We start from the raw sequence: 17,184 nt of genomic DNA on the forward strand, positions 1-17,184 counted from the left end.
ATCAATTTTAATTATAATAAAAAGAAAAGACTTAAAAGGGTGTTTTGATGGCTATTATAAAAATAAAAAAAATAAAGGTACAAAACTTAAGGAATGTAAAAAATGGCGAGCTAACATTAGCAGTGGATTTCACTTCGCTTATGAAGGCGAATGTTGTTGGCGTGTACGGTCAAAACGGGTCTGGGAAAACGACTATCGTTGACGCATTTAGTTTATTAAAGACAATTATTTCTGGTTGGTTAGCTGAAGTGAAATTACCGTCACAAGACAAGCGTTTAATCATGGCAGGGGAAGATACAGCTAAGATAGATTTTGAATTTTTAGTGGAAAATCAATTCGGTACATTTTTTGTGAACTATCATGCTACTTTATGTGAAGATGAAAAACGGTTATTTATTATTGCGGAGCGACTAACTTATAGAGAAAATGAAAAAGGAAAGCGATCAAAAGTTTTAGTAAATGTTACAGATGAGGACGTTCAAATACGAAAAAGCTCCTTACGTGATCTGAGTGAAAAAATGCGTATAAAAACGCTCGTCATTCAACAACTAGCACGAAAACAATATCTATCATTTATTTTCCATAAAGATTTAAAGCCATTACTACAAGAAAAGCTTACAGAATTAGAAATACAGCTACTGCATAATTTAGCAATTGATTTTAATCGTGATTTGCATGTAATCAGTAATCAAAATATCGCGCCTTTATTTGAAGAACGTATTATGCCCTTTAGTATCCATCTGGAAAAAAAGCGGGGTTCAATTCCTTATGATTTGAAAGGGCCAGCATTACTGCCAAAAAATGCTTTCAATGTATTATGTGAAGTGATCGAGCAAAGTAATCAAGTGTTATCGACTATTATACCTGGGCTAACTATTAAAATTCATGTCATTACAGAACAAATATTAGATAATGGTGAAAAGGGTATACGATTTGAATTTCTATCACAACGGGGTGATCGAGAACTACCGTTGCGAACGGAATCGGAAGGGATTTTGAAAATCATTTCTGTGCTTAGTGTACTGATCGCTGTTTATAACAATCCAACTGCGTGTGTTGTGATTGATGAATTAGATTCGGGTGTTTTTGAATATTTGTTAGGCGAGTTGTTAACAGTGATTGATGAGGGCGGAAAAGGACAGCTTATTTTTACGTCTCACAATTTACGTGTGTTAGAGGTGCTTGCGATTAAAAACTTATGGTTTACTACAACGAATGAGAATTACCGATATATGCAGCTAAAAGGTATTAAAGAGGTTAATAATGCACGAGACGTTTATTTGCGTGCCATCCAACTAGGTGGACAGGATGAAGAGGTTTATAAAGAAACGAAAACATTCAAAATTAAACGTGCTTTTAGAAAAGCTGGTGTACAACATGACTAAAAAAGTACTTTTAGTAATTGTAGAAGGACAAACAGAGCAAATAATTTTAGAGGATTTTTTAGATGAGCATTTTGCTGATTCGACTATCCGTTTTGATGTGCAACGTGAGGACATTTTAACGAAATGGGATGCGAAAAAGCGAATCCCCAATATTAAAAATAGTGTCAGTCGAGTCATTCATAACTATCTACAAAAGTATAAGTTTTTAGCGAAAGATTTATCAGCAGTTATTCATATTACAGATGCTGATGGTTGTTTTATTGCTCCAGAGTTTGTCAAAATCGATGCAGATATGGAACAAAATCTATATTATACGGAGGAAGCCATTTTTGTAAAAACAGAGAGGCGAAAAGAGCAAATCGAACAACGAAATGAAATGAAGGCTAATAATGTGAAGATTTTGCTAGCAAATGACCATTTCAGTATTGAGCGATTAAAAGTTCCTTACCAGTTGTTTTATTTTGCTACGAATTTAGAGCATGTATTATGGAATGAGCGCAATGAAGTTGCCACAGAAAAAGTGCTAAAAGCAGATGAATTTATGGAAAATTTATCGGGCTCTATTAAAGAGTACCTTTTGGAATTTTTACATGTAGATACAGCACAATCTTACCGAGAAAAAATGAAAGAAAGCTGGGCTTATTTAACAAAGGGATGTAATTCTTTGCAACGCGGAACGAATGTGCCATTATTATTTGAAATGATTACATCCAATACGCAGAAATAAACAATACACAAACCTCTCATGTAAATGGAGAGGTTTTTTCACCTTTTTTCATCAAACTGCTGTAGATTTCCGCTACGGGCGGACGCTTTCTGCGGGCAAAAGTATGCCACAACCCTCGCTAACGCGCGGTTTATTGCGTCTTACGTGATGTGCTGTTCCCGCAGAAGTCTACGTGGATTTTTTCTTTGGCAAGTCATATCTTAGAAATTGTTTAAGTGCCTGACACTTATCATCTCTTAAATCGTAAAAATCCAATACGCTTTCCGCGGGCACGAAGTAAGCCGCAACCCTCGCTAACGCGTGGTTTATTGCGTCTTATGTTGCGTGCGTCTGAGCAGGAGTTTAAGTGAATTTTTACTTTGTTAATTATAAAATACAATTCCTTACATATTAAATTGTTTGAGTGCCTGACACTTTTATTGGCACTTTTATTGTGATTGCTTCTAGGTGACATGTTTTCTTATTTTATATCATAAGCTTTATGGCTATGGTTTCATTACGTAAAAAGGAGGCAAATCGCATTCAAATACATGTTGTACGAGCAGGAGAGTCCTTATATGGAATTGCAAATGCGTATGGCACGACGGTTCAAAGTATTGTAGATGCCAATCAAATTCCAGAGCCTAATCGATTAGTAGTTGGTCAAGCTCTCGTCATTCCAATCGTCGGCAGTTTTTATTATGTACAGCCTGGGGATAGTTTATGGTCGATAGGGCAACGCTTTGGTATTAATTATTTAACACTTGCACAGGTCAATGGCATTCAGCCAAACCAGACTTTATCAGTTGGTTTGCGACTTTATATCCCACCACCACCGAAAACAAGAGCAGAAACAATGGCTTATTTAGAGCCAAGAGGGACAGCCGTTAGTGAAGCATTATTAAATCAAGCGCGAGAAGCATCACCTTACTTAACTTATCTTGCATTATTTAGCTATGAAGTACGGAGAGATGGGACGTTGAAGCAGCCTCCTAGAAATGGTGTGTCTGAAATAGCGGAAGACTCAGGAGCAGCTGTTGCAATGGTAGTATCGAATTTGGAGAACTTTCAATTTAGTGGCGATTTAGCAAGGGATATTTTCCAAAGTACAGCAGTGCAAGATTTACTTTTTGACAATATTCTTATAGAAGCAAAGCGTTTAAAAAGCATTAAAGATATCCATTTTGATTTTGAAAATTTACCTGGCGATCAGCGAGAAGCGTACAACAATTTTTTAAGAAGAGCTGTGGAGCGGTTCCATGCAGAAGGGTATACGGTTTCAACAGCCCTTGCTCCAAAAACAAGTGCCAATCAGAGAGGTCCATGGATTGAAGCACATGATTATAAAGCGCATGGAGAGATTGTGGACTTTGTATTGTTGATGACCTATGAATGGGGTTATTCCGCTGGCCCCCCTATGGCTGTTTCACCAATTCGGGAAGTTGAGGCAGTTGTTAAATATGCCGTGACCGAAATACCAGCAAATAAGATTTTACTCGGACAAAACTTATATGGCTATGATTGGACATTGCCTTTTGTACAAGGAGGTCCATATGCAGAGGCGGTAAGCCCTCAAAGAGCAATTGAGATTGCGAAAAAATATAATGCGGCTATCCAATACGATTGGAATGCACAAGCACCTTTCTTTGAATATTATGACGAGCAAGGAAGAGCGCATATAGTTTGGTTTGAAGATGCACGTTCGATTCAAGCGAAGTTCAATTTAATTAAGCAGTACAAGCTCAGAGGTATAGGTTATTGGAAGCTTGGGCTACCGTTCCCGCAAAATTGGCTATTGATCGGCTCAAACTTTAATGTGGTGAAGAAATGACTTTGATAGGGATAATGATATACCCAATCTATTTTCTTCTTATTGGAAATAATCTGTAAATACTATTTCCTATTTTGGGAATATAATATATAATTAGGTAAATTGTATTTTAGGAGGGATATTTTGGGTAAATTTAAAAAATTGGGGATTATTCTAACGTCTACTGCATTTTCTGTAGGAGTACTTTCTCCAATGGCGCAAGCTTCTGCTAATGTAAAGGATTCTCCAGAGAGAATAGAGATTCAAGTAGCCTCAACAGAAACAAAGGTAACAAAAAGTACACTTATAAAAAAATTACGTGAGCTTTTCCCAGAGAAGTTCAATTTTTTAACAGATAATGATTTCTATACGGGGCGTGGACATTACTATAACGACGATAAAACAATCCGTTATGATTTGAGTTTCCAAAAAACAGTAAATGGTAAAGATGTGTATGGTAGTATTACCTTTATGGGTGATGATTTAGAGCTTGAAAGCTTCTATTACCAGCCAGCTAATGTGGCAGATGCGCTATATCCTGCTAAATATTCAAAGGATGACGCACAAAAAATTGCACAGGATTTCTTAAAGAAATTCCCAAATACAGCAAACTATAAATTACAAGAAAATGATTTTGATTATGGATTTAATTACACACGACCATTATCAGAGCCAATTACTTATTCATTCTCATATGCACCGACACATAACGGTGTAACGCTTAGCAACCACACAATTTCTATTGGTGTGCTTGCTAATGGAGAAGTTGTACAAGTATATCGCAATTCAAGTGTATCTAAAAAGGCAACGTTCGATGGCGTAGAACAGAAAAAGAGCGAGGCAGATGTTCTAGCACAAGTTCGTGATAACTTTGCTGTAGAGTTACGTTATTATTTAGACTATAACTATCCATCTGATAAGCGTGAAGTGAAGCTAGTGTATATGCCAACATCAAGCTTCTATGGTGTACATGCATTAACAGGACAATGGCAAACAGCAAATGGCTTCGTGGCACAAGCACCAAGTGTAAAAGGTGTTGAAAAGCTATCTTCAGAACAACTTGATCCGAGAAAGCCTGGTATGACGGTTGATGAGGTAGAGGAATTTGCTAAATCCTTCTTAAAGGTAGATCCTGACAAGGCAAAGCTACAAATTGATATGGTTGATGAAAGAGAAAATGAAAATGGTGAAACACTTTACTCTGTAAGTTACATGTATATGTATGAGAATGGTGGTTCAGGTGCTTCATTTGAAATTAATAAAGCAACTGGTGAAATTACGCAATATTACGATGTAAGTAGAGATTTCGTGCAGTCAGATAGTAAAGCAGAAAAGATTACGAAAGATGCTGCGTTGGCGAAGGCTATTGACTACTTAAAAGAGTGGGCACCGTCTTATATCCATAACTATGCAAAACCGTTAGAAGATTATGGATATGATAATTATGGCAACCAATATGGCTTCTCATTCCCGCGTGTTGTAAACGGAATTCCTGTTGTTGGTGATGAAATTTATGTGAGCGTCGGTACTGACGGTTCATTACGTGGATTAAACATTAATCAACAAAAAATTGATAACTGGCCATCTGTAAGTAAGGCAGTCTCAGCTGATAAGGCAAAGGAAACATTTAGCGATGCGTTAAAGCTGAAGTTACAATACACTAAACAGGATAAAGAAGATAGCAATCATTATGATTTAGTGTATGCACCGTCATATGAGGGCAGCATATATAATCAAATTGATGCACTAACAGGCAAATGGGTAAGTAGTGCCGATGATTCAAATAATAAACCGCAAATTTCTCACCCAACAGCTGCAGAGGAATTAAACTACTTGTTAGCACAAAATGTGTTGGAAGTGAAAGATCCAGCAAGCTTTAATGCTGATACTGCTATAACGAAGGGTGAAGCGTTAAAAATTATTCTTAAATCATTGACATATGGCTACTATGGATATGGAAATGAAGAAGAAACATATCAATCGTTTAATAATATTGATCCTAAACATCCGTTATATGGAATAGTTGAACAAGCAGTAAGAATGGGCGTTTTACAACCAGCAGATGAATTTGCTGTTGATGCGACATTGACTCGTCAAGAGCTTGCAGAATGGTTTATTCGTGTACTGCGTCTAGAAAGTGCTGCAAAGCATAACGATATTTACAAGTTGAACTTCGCTGATGCAGGTTCTATTGATCCAGCTTATGCAGGTTACGTAGCATTAGCAAGTGCAATGGGCTTAATCGATGCACAACAAAACAACTTTAATGCAACTGAAAAAGTAAGTTATGCAGATTTAGCTGTTTCAACACTTCGCTTGGCTCGTGCCATTCATGAAAATAATACTGGTCGCAATTACTTCTATTAATACGAATTGATTGACGGTCTTTCATCTAAATAGATGAGAAAAAGGGTATCTCCTAATTTAAGGAGATATCTTTTTTCGTTTATTTCATGTTTTTTTAGGGAAGAATACTAACAGAAAAGGAGTGGAACATGATGCGTAATTATAAAATGTTATTAGTATTCTCAGTAGCAGCTGGATTACTTTATGGCTGTAATAAGGATGAGGTAAAGGATGTACCTACGAATGCTCCAACAGAGCAAAACACAAACCAACAGGCTGGTGAAAATGTAACGGATCAAGTACCCTTTAACTTTATAGAATTTTCATTGGACGTCGACTATTCAGCAACAGAATCTTATGAGGTTGAATATGAGAATAAGAAGAACGGTATAGAGTCTAAAATAGAAGATGACCGCAATAATGAAAAAATTCAAGGTGATGAGGCTTATACGAAGTTAGAACCACTATTTAAGCAACTAACTTTTGATTCCACAACATCAAATGATGAAGTAATTGATCAAGTGATTAAAGTGTTCAATATTACAGATGACTACCAATCGATTGAGGTAGAGGTAGAGTTTGCAGATGGAACAGAAAAAGAATTTAAACGACTGAAATAATAGAAACTCCCTATACATTTAGTTGTATAGGGGTTTTTAGCTTTGAAAAAGGTTTTCTAATGAAATAAATTAGATAAAATGATTGATGTGAGGGAATATATATGATATTATTATCTCGAATTAAAGATATTTTATTTCGAGGTAAATAGAAAGAGGGCATCTTATGAAGGAAGAAAATCGTTATTTAAAAGCTTTTACGATTATGTTCCGTGCTTATCAATCGATTCAGGATGCGACCAAAAAAGATTTGCTTCAATATGATTTAAACCAGACTGAATTTGGGGTATTAGAATTTTTGTACCACCATGGCGAGCAGCCTATTCAAGTAATTGGTAAAAAAATTTTAATTGCAAGTAGTAGTATTACGTATGTTATTGATAAGCTGGAGCAAAAAAATATCGTATGTCGACGTGCTTGTCCTAAAGACCGACGTGTTACGTATGCGTTGTTAACAGATGAGGGACAGGTCTTAATGGATAGAATTTTTCCACTCCATGAACAAAAGATCAATGAAATTTTTGAAGTATTAGACCAACAGGAGTTGGAGACAATGAATGTAGCTTTAAAAAAGGTCGGTCTTAATGCCATTAATAAATAAAATTTTTTTAAACATATATCTCGAATTCGAGATAATAGGAGGAACTTAAAATGAATCATTTAAAAGGTATTCACCATGTAACAGCTATTACAAGTAGCGCAGAAGAAAATTATAAATTTTTTACGTATGTATTAGGTATGCGTTTAGTGAAAAAAACAGTAAATCAGGACGATATACAAACATATCACTTATTTTTTGCAGATGACAAGGGCAGTGCTGGGACAGATATGACATTCTTTGACTTCCCTAACATACCAAAAGGTGTACATGGAACAAATGAAATTTCGAAAACATCATTCCGCGTACCAACAGATGCAGCATTAGCTTACTGGGTAAAACGATTTGACCGTTTAAATATTAAACATACAGGCATAAAAGAACAATTCGGTAAGCAAACATTAGCTTTTGTTGATTTTGATGATCAGCAGTACCAACTAATTTCTGATGAACACAACGAAGGTGTTGCTTCTGGTACTCCTTGGCAAGATGGTCCGATTCCACACGAATATGCTATTACAGGATTAGGTCCTATATTTGTACGTGTTGCAAATTTTGATTATTTCAAAGAAATGCTAGAAAAAGTAATGCTCTTTACAGAAATTGCAGCTGAAGGTGACTTCCATTTATTTGAGGTCGGAGAGGGAGGCAATGGTGCGCAAATTATTGTGGAATATAACACAATCTTACCAGCAGCTCGTCAAGGTTTTGGTACTGTGCATCACGCAGCATTTCGCGTAGCAGATCGTGCTGTTTTAAACGAATGGACAGAACGATTAGAAGGCTTTGGTTTCAATACATCTGGCTATGTGAACCGTCACTTCTTTGAATCACTGTACGCTCGAGTAGCACCACAAATCTTATTTGAATGGGCAACAGACGGCCCTGGTTTTATGGGTGATGAGCCATATGAAACATTAGGGGAAAAATTATCGTTACCGCCTTTCTTAGAGCCTAAACGTGCACAAATCGAGGGGCTTGTTCGTCCAATTGATACAGTAAGAAGTACGGTTTCATTTGAAAAAGAATATGAGTAAGGTGATATGTAGTATTGCGCAACACAATTTTACTAAAGCATAATGGATGATTGGAGTACGTCAACATGGAATTTACAAAGTTAATTGATAAACGTCGATCGGCAAATAATTTTATAGACGGTGTTGTAATGACAGAGGAGGATATCCGACCGATTTTAGAGGACGTCAAGCTTGCACCTTCAGCATTCAACTTGCAAAATACAGAATACATTGTTGTGTTAGATAATGAATTAAAAGAGAAAGTTCGCGAGGCTGCATATGGGCAATATAAAGTACATTCAGCTTCAGGAGTTATTTTAGTATTAGGTGATAAAGAGGCTTACAAGCAAACGGCTCACATTAGTCAAGGTATGGTCGATTTAGGCATTATTACAAGCTGTGAGCTTGATAGTCTCATCGATGATAATACGAAGTTTTACGAAGAACGTGGGGAGGCGTTTATGAAGGAAGATGCGATTCGCAATGCATCACTTTCAGCTATGCTCTTTATGTTAGCAGCAAAAAATCGAGGCTGGGATACATGTCCGATGATTGGCTTTGATCAGCAACAAATGCGTACATTATTCAATGTGCCAGCAACACATGAGATTGTCTTAATGATGACAATTGGCAAGGAAAAGGAAAGTAGTCAACGTTTACGTGGGTATCGTAAACCAGTTGAAGAATTTGCAACCTATTATTAGGGCGGTATAAAATAAAATAGCTTAACAAATATTAATGGCAGTAACCATTTAGGAGGAAACAACATGAAAGTAGTAGCAATCGTAGGTAGTATCCGTAAAGAATCATATAATATGCAATTAGCAAAATTTATTCAAAAGCGTTATGCAGAAAAGTTTGAGTTAGAAGTATTAAGCTTACGTGATTTACCAATGTATGATCAAGATATTGAAAATGAAGCACCACAAACAGTATTAGACTTTAAAGCAAAAGTAAAAGCAGCTGATGCGGTACTTTGGGTAACACCAGAATATAACGGAACTGTGCCAGGAGTTATGGTGAACGCTATTGACTGGCTATCTCGTGTAGATAAAGTAATGGTCGGTAAACCATCTTTCATGATGGGAGCATCAATGGGGAATTTAGGTACTGTGAAAGCACAATTACATTTACGTGATATTTTATTCTCACCTGGAATTAATTCTCCATTACTTAGTGGTAATGACGTCTATATCGGTGCCGTACACACAAAATTCGATGCTGAAGGCAATTTAACTGATGAAGGTACTGTAAAATTCCTTGATGTAGTTATTGACAACTTCTTAGACTGGGTTAAAAAATATATTTAATAATTATGAAAGCCAATAAGTATTTGACATACTTATTGGCTTTTTTTTATAAAAATCTAAGCATCAGTGGCTCCTTAATCGTAAAAATCCACTACGCTTTCCGCGGGCACGATGTAAGCCACAACCGTCGCTGTCGCGCCGCCAGTTGTGTCTTACAATGCGTGCGTTCCCGCAGGAGTCTACGTATATTTTTACTTAGTATAAACATCTTGCAGTTTTCAGAATTGTATGGGTGCCTGGCACGTCTCGAAGAATCCTAGCATAATACCCGCTCCTTAATCGTAAAAATCCACTACGCTTTCCGCGGGCACGATGTAAGCCACAACCGTCGCTGTCGCGCCGCCAGTTGTGTCTTACAATGCGTGCGTTCCCGCAGGAGTCTACGTATATTTTTACTTAGTATAAACATCTTGCAGTTTTCAGAATTGTATGGGTGCCTGGCACGTCTCGAAGAATCCTAGCATAATACCCGCTCCTTAATCGTAAAAATCCACTACGCTTTCCGCGGGCACGATGTAAGCCACAACCGTCGCTGTCGCGCCGCCAGTTGTGTCTTACAATGCGTGCGTTCCCGCAGGAGTCTACGTGGATTTTTACTTAGTATAAACATCTTGCAGTTTTCAGAATTGTATGGGTGCCTGACACCTCTCTCCCCGTTCAGAATTGTGTGAGTGCCTGGCACGTCTCCCAGACATGATGAAAAATTCATGAGCGAGAAGTTTTTATTTTATAATATTGATAAAAGTATCTTTCTTCTGCATAAAATCTTCACACTTGGACGTTATCATTTTGAAATATAGGTGGTTAAGGCATGAAAAAACTTTCATTAAAGCTTGGGATTATTTTTTTTATTACATTGTTTTGCATAGAAACATTTATGATGTTTTTTTTACATGTATCATTAACTAATTCGCGTGTGGAAGAGGAATTAACAAACTTACAGACAACTGGAAATTCACATCGAACGATATTAGAGCAAAATTTCGATGAAGAAACGCTATCACATATTTTAATAATGGAATCAAGAGAAAATACAGACGTTGTGATAACAGACAACGCTGGAACAATTTTAGCTGCTTCTTCTGCACACCCCGAAGTACAAGTTTATTTAAAGAAGCTCGAGGGTAGTGTGCCTTATAATGGGCGTGTATTGGAGAACAATTGGCAAGATGAAAAATATATTGCCACAATTAGTCCTATCCTAAAACAGCAAAAAACGATTGGTTATGTCTTTATGTTTCAAAATACAGATTCCATTCATGCGTTAATGGAACGATTAAACAAACATTTTCTAATTGTCGGCCTCGTTTCAGGATTGGTGACCATTGCCGTTATTATTGTGCTATCGCGAAAATTAGCCCAACCTTTGATGGCTATGAAGGAAGCGACATTGAAAATGAATAAAGGGGATTTTACTGTCGCCCTTTCAACTAATGGCAAAGATGAACTTAGTGATCTTGCCAATGCTATTCAACAGTTATCCGATGATTTAAATCATTTAAGAGAAGAACGAAAGGAATTTTTAGCTAGTATTGCTCATGAGCTAAGAACACCCATTACCTTTATAAAGGGCTATACAGATATTCTTTACAAACGAGATTTAACGGAGCAGGATCGTCAAAAATATTTAGGCATTATTATTGAAGAAACGAATCGGCTCTCAAGGTTAATTAAAGACTTATTTGATTTAGCAAAAATGGATGAAAATGCGTTTGTCATTAACAAAGAATGTCTTCATTTGGATGACCTAGTGGCAAGTATAGAGGTGAAGCTACGGCCTGCATTTCAGGAAAAACGAATCCACTTTTTTGTTCAATGTGATGAGGGATTAACATTAATGGCGGATGCAGTAAGACTAGAACAAATTATTTTGAATTTGTTAAATAATGCTTTAGCTTATTGCTCTTCAGGAGATTCAACGTTCTTTATAGTAAAAAGAGACAATAACTTATTAAAAATGATTGTGAAAGATACTGGAAAGGGGATACCGAAGAAGGAATTACCTTATATTTTTGAACGCTTTTATAGAGTTGAAAAATCTCGTGCGCGTGCATACGGCGGTTTGGGATTAGGTCTTTCTATTGTGAAAGAGCTTGTCCATGCACACGGAGGCGAAGTGACCGTTGTTAGTGAAGAAAACAAAGGGACTACTTTTGAATTATTATTTAAGGGGTAGGAACGAGTGAAAACATTATTATTAATTGACGATGAACCAAGAATGTTAGAGTTACTAACGCTTTATTTAGAACCTTCTTTTTATTGCATAGCCATGTCCACGGTGAAAGATGCTTTAGACTATTTAGAAGAGCATCATGTAGATTTAGTACTGTTAGATATTATGATGCCTGATATAGACGGTTGGCAAGCATGTCAGGAAATAAGGAAGTTTTGGGATGTGCCGATCATTATGCTAACAGCAAAAGCGGAACAGGTTGATATTATAAGAGGCTTAAATATGGGGGCAGACGACTACATGTTAAAGCCTTTCGATGAGGAGGAGTTATTAGCACGTATACATGCAGTTTTAAGAAGAACAAAAACAGAAGAAACAGTAGTTGTTTTTGAAGGGCTACGATTAAATAAAGAATCCGTTGAATTGTCTTTTCACCAAGAGGATATTCTTTTAACGCCAAAAGAATTTGCCATGATAGCGTTATTTCTTGAATATCAAAATAAAGTTTTTTCAAGAGAACATTTAATTAATACTGTCTGGGGATATAATGTAACAATTGAAGATCGAACAATTGATTCACATGTGCGTAATTTACGGGATAAACTACGGAAAAGTGGCTTTCCTGTAGATGATTATTTACAGACAGTATGGGGAATCGGCTATAAATGGCATAAGCTAGCTGACAAAAAATATTAGACAAATAATTAGCAACAACCTCTGAAGGAATAACCGTCAGAGGTTGATTTTTTATTTGGACGCTAGTTCGTCTTCTGTAACCCATTTATGATTTTTCATTTCTTCCCCTGTAGTTGTTGAAGGGTAATCAATCATATAAACGGTTGTTTGGACTGCTTCATCAATGTGAACAGTGGCATTTTCCATGCCTTTCATATGCGATGCAGTTGTTTTAACTTCTGTGCCTGGAGCCAACGGGGCATCACCAGGATCTATTAATTCCTCATGTATAACCCATTTATGATTTTCTATTTTCTTTCCTCCAGTAGTCGGTTCATAGGAAACAATATAGGCTGTTGTATCATATGCCCCAACAATCGTTGCCTCTGCTCCTTCCATCCCAGACATATGTCCTTCCGTAATAACAGCAGTAGTGCCTACTGGAAATTTAGGATTTTCAGCAGTTTTTAAAGTAGAAGGAACATCACCAGAGCTTGAATGATCCATCTCTTCGCCATGATCCATTACTTCACTATTAGCAGGTTGTGACTCGACTGTATCCTTAGAGCAAGCTGAAAGTATTAGTAAAGTGATTGCCGCCATGAAACCGAGAAATAAATTTCTTTTGAATATCATATGAATTTCCTCCTTACTATTTATTGTTTTTAATGTAACAAGTAAATGTGCAGAAATTATGGATAAGGTTTTCTACGAAAATTTATATGTATGAAGTTGAAAAGAGGAAAGATTGATTCCTAGATGAAAGAAGCTATAGACTAGCATAATTATGTATGATAGAATCGTCATAATTTTAAAATTTCAGATACTATTGGTGTGACACTTGTTAATGAGTGCCACTTAAAAGGGAAGTCGGTGTAAGTCCGACGCTGTCCCGCAACTGTAACGAGGAGTTCTATGATGTAGTAGCCACTGTGCTTTAAGGAATGGGAAGGCAATCATAGTTACGTAGAATCGAAGCCAGGAGACCTGCCAATTAGTTTTACCTGTAATGCCCACGAGGATGCAAGCAATTACGGACAATTGATGGATACTTCTCCAACTTTGTTTAACCTAGGGTATTTCTATGCATTATTGCGTAGAATACCCTTTTTTATTGCTTCGTATTTATCATGATTGATAAGGAGTTAATAAACAAATGAACAAAAAATTTATGTACTTTTCATTGATCCTTCTTTTAGTGCTGATAGCTTCTATGACAGCTGCTATTATGATTGGATCTGTGTCAATTACACCGCTACATGTCTGGAAGGTTATTTTCTCGAAAATTCTAATTTTCCCAAATACGATAGAGCCTGATTGGAGTCGCTCACAGGAGATTATTATATGGCAAATACGTGTCCCACGTGTCATACTTGCCGCCATTGTTGGAGCAGGCTTAGCTATTGCTGGCGCGGCTGTGCAAGCACTTGTCCGTAATTCAATTGCGGATCCTTATATTTTAGGTATTTCTTCAGGAGCGACAGTCGGAGCTACGGCTGTCATTATTTTAGGTGCTTTTTCATTTTTAGGTATCTACGCACTTTCAGTAGCAGCCTTTTTAGGTTCCTTTATAGCGATTGTGTTGGTATTTTTCTTATCACGTGTAGGGGGACGTATTTCTATTTTCCGTTTGCTGTTAGCGGGGATGGCGGTATCATTTATATTGTCTGCAACTTCCAATTTTATGTTAATGATGTCCAAGGAAGAGGGCGGTATAAAAGCCGTTATGTATTGGATGCTAGGAAGTCTTGCAGGCGCAAAATGGAGTAATGTATTCATTCCGGCCATTATATTTTTCATCGTCTTTAGTTTGCTCTGGCTACATTATCGAAATTTAAATTTATTATTACTTGGAGAAGAAGCGGCAGTCACGTTAGGTGTTAATCTTCAACAATTTCGAATTCAACTGATACTACTTGTATCATTACTAACAGGTGTGCTTGTTGCAGTAAGTGGTTCCATCGGGTTTGTCGGTTTAATCATTCCACATATTGTGCGCTTAATTGTAGGATCTAATTATAAATACGTGATCCCTATTAGTGCATTATTAGGAGGTATTTTCTTAGTGTGGGCGGATGCGATTGCGCGAGTATTAATCGCACCAGAGGAAATGCCTATTGGAATCATTACTGCCTTTTGTGGCGGACCGTTTTTCATTTGGCTACTACGCCGTAACAATTATTCATTTGGTGAAGGAGATTAAAGGCTATGACATTAGAGGCGAAGCATGTATCATTCTCCATTCATGATCAGCGCATATTAGATAAAGTAAGCATTCAAATAAAAGAAAAGCAATTTGTCGGTTTAATTGGTCCTAATGGTAGTGGAAAGTCCACACTATTAAAAAATATGTATCGTTTATTAAAGCCTGAAAGTGGAACAGTTTTATTAAATGAGGAAGATATTTTTAAGCAATCAAGTAGAGTGATTGCAAAAAGATTAGCCGTTGTGAGTCAAGAAACACCTGTGTTATTTGATTTTAAAGTGAGAGATTTGGTGAGCATGGGAAGAACGCCACATAAGAAGCTTTTTGAGATGGACGACAAGGAAGACTATAAAATTGTCAAAGAGGCATTGGCGCAAACAGGTATTACCCATTTAGAGACGCGCAGCTTTAGCTCCCTTTCTGGAGGGGAAAAAAAGAGAGTAATGGTCGCTCGTGCATTAGCACAACAGGCGCAAGTGCTTATATTAGACGAGCCAACAAATCACTTAGATATTCAGCATCAATTACAATTAATGGACTTAATTCAAACACTTCATTTAACTGTTGTCGCTGCTTTACATGATTTAAATATGGCAGCTATGTATTGTGATCAGATTTATGTTTTACAACAAGGAAGTATTGTTCATTACGGCACACCAGAGGAAGTATTAACGCCTAAACTATTGCGTGATGTTTTTGGCGTTTACGCCGATATTCAAACACACCCACTGACAGGCAAACCTTATTTAACTTATGTATCAGATCAATTCACGAAAACTACATAAGTGCCAGTCACCGAAACAATTCAGAAGATTTTTGCAATTTAATTTTTGTATAGTTGTGAGATATTCGGGGAACGTTACTTTTGAAAGGATGCGTGACGAATATGGATGAGATTAAATTTGCACAATTAGATGACACACAGCTAGAAAAAATTAATGAGCTAGAAAAGAAAATTGGCGTTACTTTAATTGCTTATGATGCAGCGACGACGCCAAACCAAGGTTCAGGTTCATACGAGACGGATAATGGCACACATCAAAACCATCCATCTTAAATCATGAAAATGCCTTGCAGCAATGTAAGGTTTTTTTTATTTTATAATGAAACAAAAAAGGAGCTGTATACATGTTTCACGACTATTATACGGATTTACATATTCACATTGGTCGAACGATGAGTGGGCGGGCAGTAAAGATTACAGGAAGTAAAACTTTAACATTATCGCGCATTTTAGAGATGGCAAGTGCAAAAAAAGGGCTCGATATAATTGGTATTATAGACTGTCATTCGCCAGAGGTGCTTGCTGAGATGACGATGATGATACAACGAGGTGAACTAGAAGAGCTAACAGAAGGGGGACTTCGTTTTCAAGAAACGACGCTTATTCCAGGCTCGGAAATTGAAATTTATGATAGTAACTGTCAGGGCCCGATTCATGTGTTAGCTTATTTTCCAACTATCGAAGTGATGGCGGATTTTTCGAATTGGATGAAAGGCTTTATGAAAAATATTCATTTAAGTTCACAACGTATTTATTGTGATGGACGCGTACTACAACAAAAAGTTCGGGAATTGGGAGGTCTCTTTATCCCTGCGCATGTTTTTACCCCATTTAAAAGTTTATTTGGAAGAGGCGTTCACAACAGTTTAACGGAAGTATTCGATCCACAGCTTATAGATGCAATAGAACTTGGTTTAAGCTCTGATACCAGCATGGTAAAAAACATTCGAGAAATTCAGCAGTATACATTTGTAACTAATTCTGATGCCCATTCACTTGTTAAAATTGCCCGTGAATATCAAAAACTACGACTAAAAGCAGCTAATTTTAACGAATTAAAGATGGCACTCCATGAACAAGAAGGGCGTGCCGTAGTAGCGAATTATGGGTTAAACCCTTTGCTTGGCAAATATCATCAAACAGTATGCGCTAAATGTGGTGAACAGTTAAACGATGAAGATACCATTTGTAAGTCATGTGGAAGTTCGCAAATTGTAAAAGGTGTTGCAAGTCGAATTATCGAACTATCTGATCCAGATAGTGCTGAACGTGAGAGACCACCGTATATTCATCAAGTACCGCTTGATTTTATACCAGGTTTAGGTCCGAAAATGATGGATAGATTAATTCGTGCATTCGGAACAGAAATGGCAATTCTACATCGTATTACTACCGAGCAGCTTGCAGAAATTGTACCGCTTAAAATTGCTAAAATGATTGATTTAGCAAGAACAGGACAATTAAATATTGCAGTTGGTGGAGGTGGCGTCTACGGAAAGGTTCAGCCTGAATAGGGTAGATCACTAGGAGTATAGAGGGCAATTTCAGGAATTTACTA

16 protein-coding genes and 1 riboswitch are annotated in these 17,184 nt (G+C 37.0%); of the genes, 15 read left to right on the forward strand and 1 reads right to left on the reverse strand.

Features of this window, described 5'->3' with window-relative positions:
* The first annotated feature begins 47 nt into the window (after positions 1-47).
* From JNUCC52_RS16160 to JNUCC52_RS16210, 11 genes are all read left to right on the forward strand, one after another.
* Positions 48-1,385, forward strand: a complete 1,338-nt coding sequence (locus tag JNUCC52_RS16160; protein ID WP_337980332.1) for an AAA family ATPase — start codon at positions 48-50, stop codon at positions 1,383-1,385.
* A complete protein-coding gene (locus JNUCC52_RS16165) occupies positions 1,378-2,112 on the forward strand; it encodes a hypothetical protein (protein WP_173478877.1) in 735 nt (244 codons plus the stop codon). The genes JNUCC52_RS16160 and JNUCC52_RS16165 overlap by 8 nt, the downstream gene beginning before the upstream one ends.
* Before the next feature lie 487 nt (positions 2,113-2,599).
* Positions 2,600-3,922, forward strand: a complete 1,323-nt coding sequence (locus JNUCC52_RS16170; protein ID WP_173479110.1) for a glycoside hydrolase family 18 protein — start codon at positions 2,600-2,602, stop codon at positions 3,920-3,922.
* A gap of 123 nt (positions 3,923-4,045) precedes the next feature.
* Complete coding sequence (locus tag JNUCC52_RS16175) at positions 4,046-6,268, forward strand: YcdB/YcdC domain-containing protein (RefSeq protein ID WP_337980333.1); 2,223 nt, start codon at positions 4,046-4,048, stop codon at positions 6,266-6,268.
* A 128-nt stretch (positions 6,269-6,396) separates the two neighbouring features.
* A complete protein-coding gene (locus JNUCC52_RS16180; protein WP_228134170.1) occupies positions 6,397-6,867 on the forward strand; it encodes a YusW family protein in 471 nt (156 codons plus the stop codon).
* Between the two features lie 163 nt (positions 6,868-7,030).
* On the forward strand, positions 7,031-7,465 hold the full coding sequence (locus JNUCC52_RS16185; RefSeq protein ID WP_173478874.1) for a MarR family winged helix-turn-helix transcriptional regulator: 435 nt from the start codon (positions 7,031-7,033) through the stop codon (positions 7,463-7,465).
* A 50-nt stretch (positions 7,466-7,515) separates the two neighbouring features.
* A complete protein-coding gene (locus JNUCC52_RS16190) occupies positions 7,516-8,499 on the forward strand; it encodes a ring-cleaving dioxygenase (protein ID WP_337980334.1) in 984 nt (327 codons plus the stop codon).
* Between the two features lie 65 nt (positions 8,500-8,564).
* Positions 8,565-9,182, forward strand: coding sequence for a nitroreductase family protein (locus tag JNUCC52_RS16195; RefSeq protein ID WP_337980335.1), 618 nt, complete (start codon positions 8,565-8,567; stop codon positions 9,180-9,182).
* 63 nt (positions 9,183-9,245) lie between these two features.
* A complete protein-coding gene (locus JNUCC52_RS16200) occupies positions 9,246-9,788 on the forward strand; it encodes an NADPH-dependent FMN reductase (protein ID WP_173478871.1) in 543 nt (180 codons plus the stop codon).
* An 811-nt stretch (positions 9,789-10,599) separates the two neighbouring features.
* Positions 10,600-11,964 (forward strand): HAMP domain-containing sensor histidine kinase, encoded by a 1,365-nt coding sequence (locus JNUCC52_RS16205; RefSeq protein WP_337980336.1) that lies wholly within the window; start codon positions 10,600-10,602, stop codon positions 11,962-11,964.
* 6 nt (positions 11,965-11,970) lie between these two features.
* Entirely contained in the window at positions 11,971-12,657 is a 687-nt protein-coding gene (locus JNUCC52_RS16210; protein ID WP_337980337.1) for a response regulator transcription factor, read from the forward strand.
* A 51-nt stretch (positions 12,658-12,708) separates the two neighbouring features.
* Here JNUCC52_RS16210 and JNUCC52_RS16215 read toward each other — a convergent pair whose 3' ends face one another.
* Entirely contained in the window at positions 12,709-13,272 is a 564-nt protein-coding gene (locus JNUCC52_RS16215; protein WP_337980338.1) for a YdhK family protein, read from the reverse strand.
* Between the two features lie 177 nt (positions 13,273-13,449).
* Positions 13,450-13,645: riboswitch (cobalamin riboswitch) on the forward strand.
* Between the two features lie 147 nt (positions 13,646-13,792).
* Between JNUCC52_RS16215 and JNUCC52_RS16220 the strand changes: the two genes are divergently transcribed.
* The 4 genes from JNUCC52_RS16220 to JNUCC52_RS16235 all read left to right on the forward strand — a co-directional run bounded on the left by JNUCC52_RS16220 (position 13,793) and on the right by JNUCC52_RS16235 (position 17,140).
* On the forward strand, positions 13,793-14,839 hold the full coding sequence (locus JNUCC52_RS16220) for a FecCD family ABC transporter permease (protein WP_337980339.1): 1,047 nt from the start codon (positions 13,793-13,795) through the stop codon (positions 14,837-14,839).
* A gap of 5 nt (positions 14,840-14,844) precedes the next feature.
* Positions 14,845-15,627 carry a heme ABC transporter ATP-binding protein gene (locus JNUCC52_RS16225; protein ID WP_337980340.1) on the forward strand — a complete coding sequence of 261 codons (783 nt, stop codon included), beginning with the start codon at positions 14,845-14,847 and terminating at the stop codon, positions 15,625-15,627.
* Between the two features lie 101 nt (positions 15,628-15,728).
* Positions 15,729-15,899 carry a hypothetical protein gene (locus JNUCC52_RS16230; protein WP_173478868.1) on the forward strand — a complete coding sequence of 57 codons (171 nt, stop codon included), beginning with the start codon at positions 15,729-15,731 and terminating at the stop codon, positions 15,897-15,899.
* Between the two features lie 71 nt (positions 15,900-15,970).
* A complete protein-coding gene (locus JNUCC52_RS16235; protein ID WP_337980341.1) occupies positions 15,971-17,140 on the forward strand; it encodes an endonuclease Q family protein in 1,170 nt (389 codons plus the stop codon).
* The last annotated feature ends 44 nt before the right edge of the window (positions 17,141-17,184 follow it).

The sequence above is a fragment of the Lysinibacillus sp. JNUCC-52 genome (genome assembly GCF_015999545.1).
GTDB lineage: Bacteria > Bacillota > Bacilli > Bacillales_A > Planococcaceae > Lysinibacillus.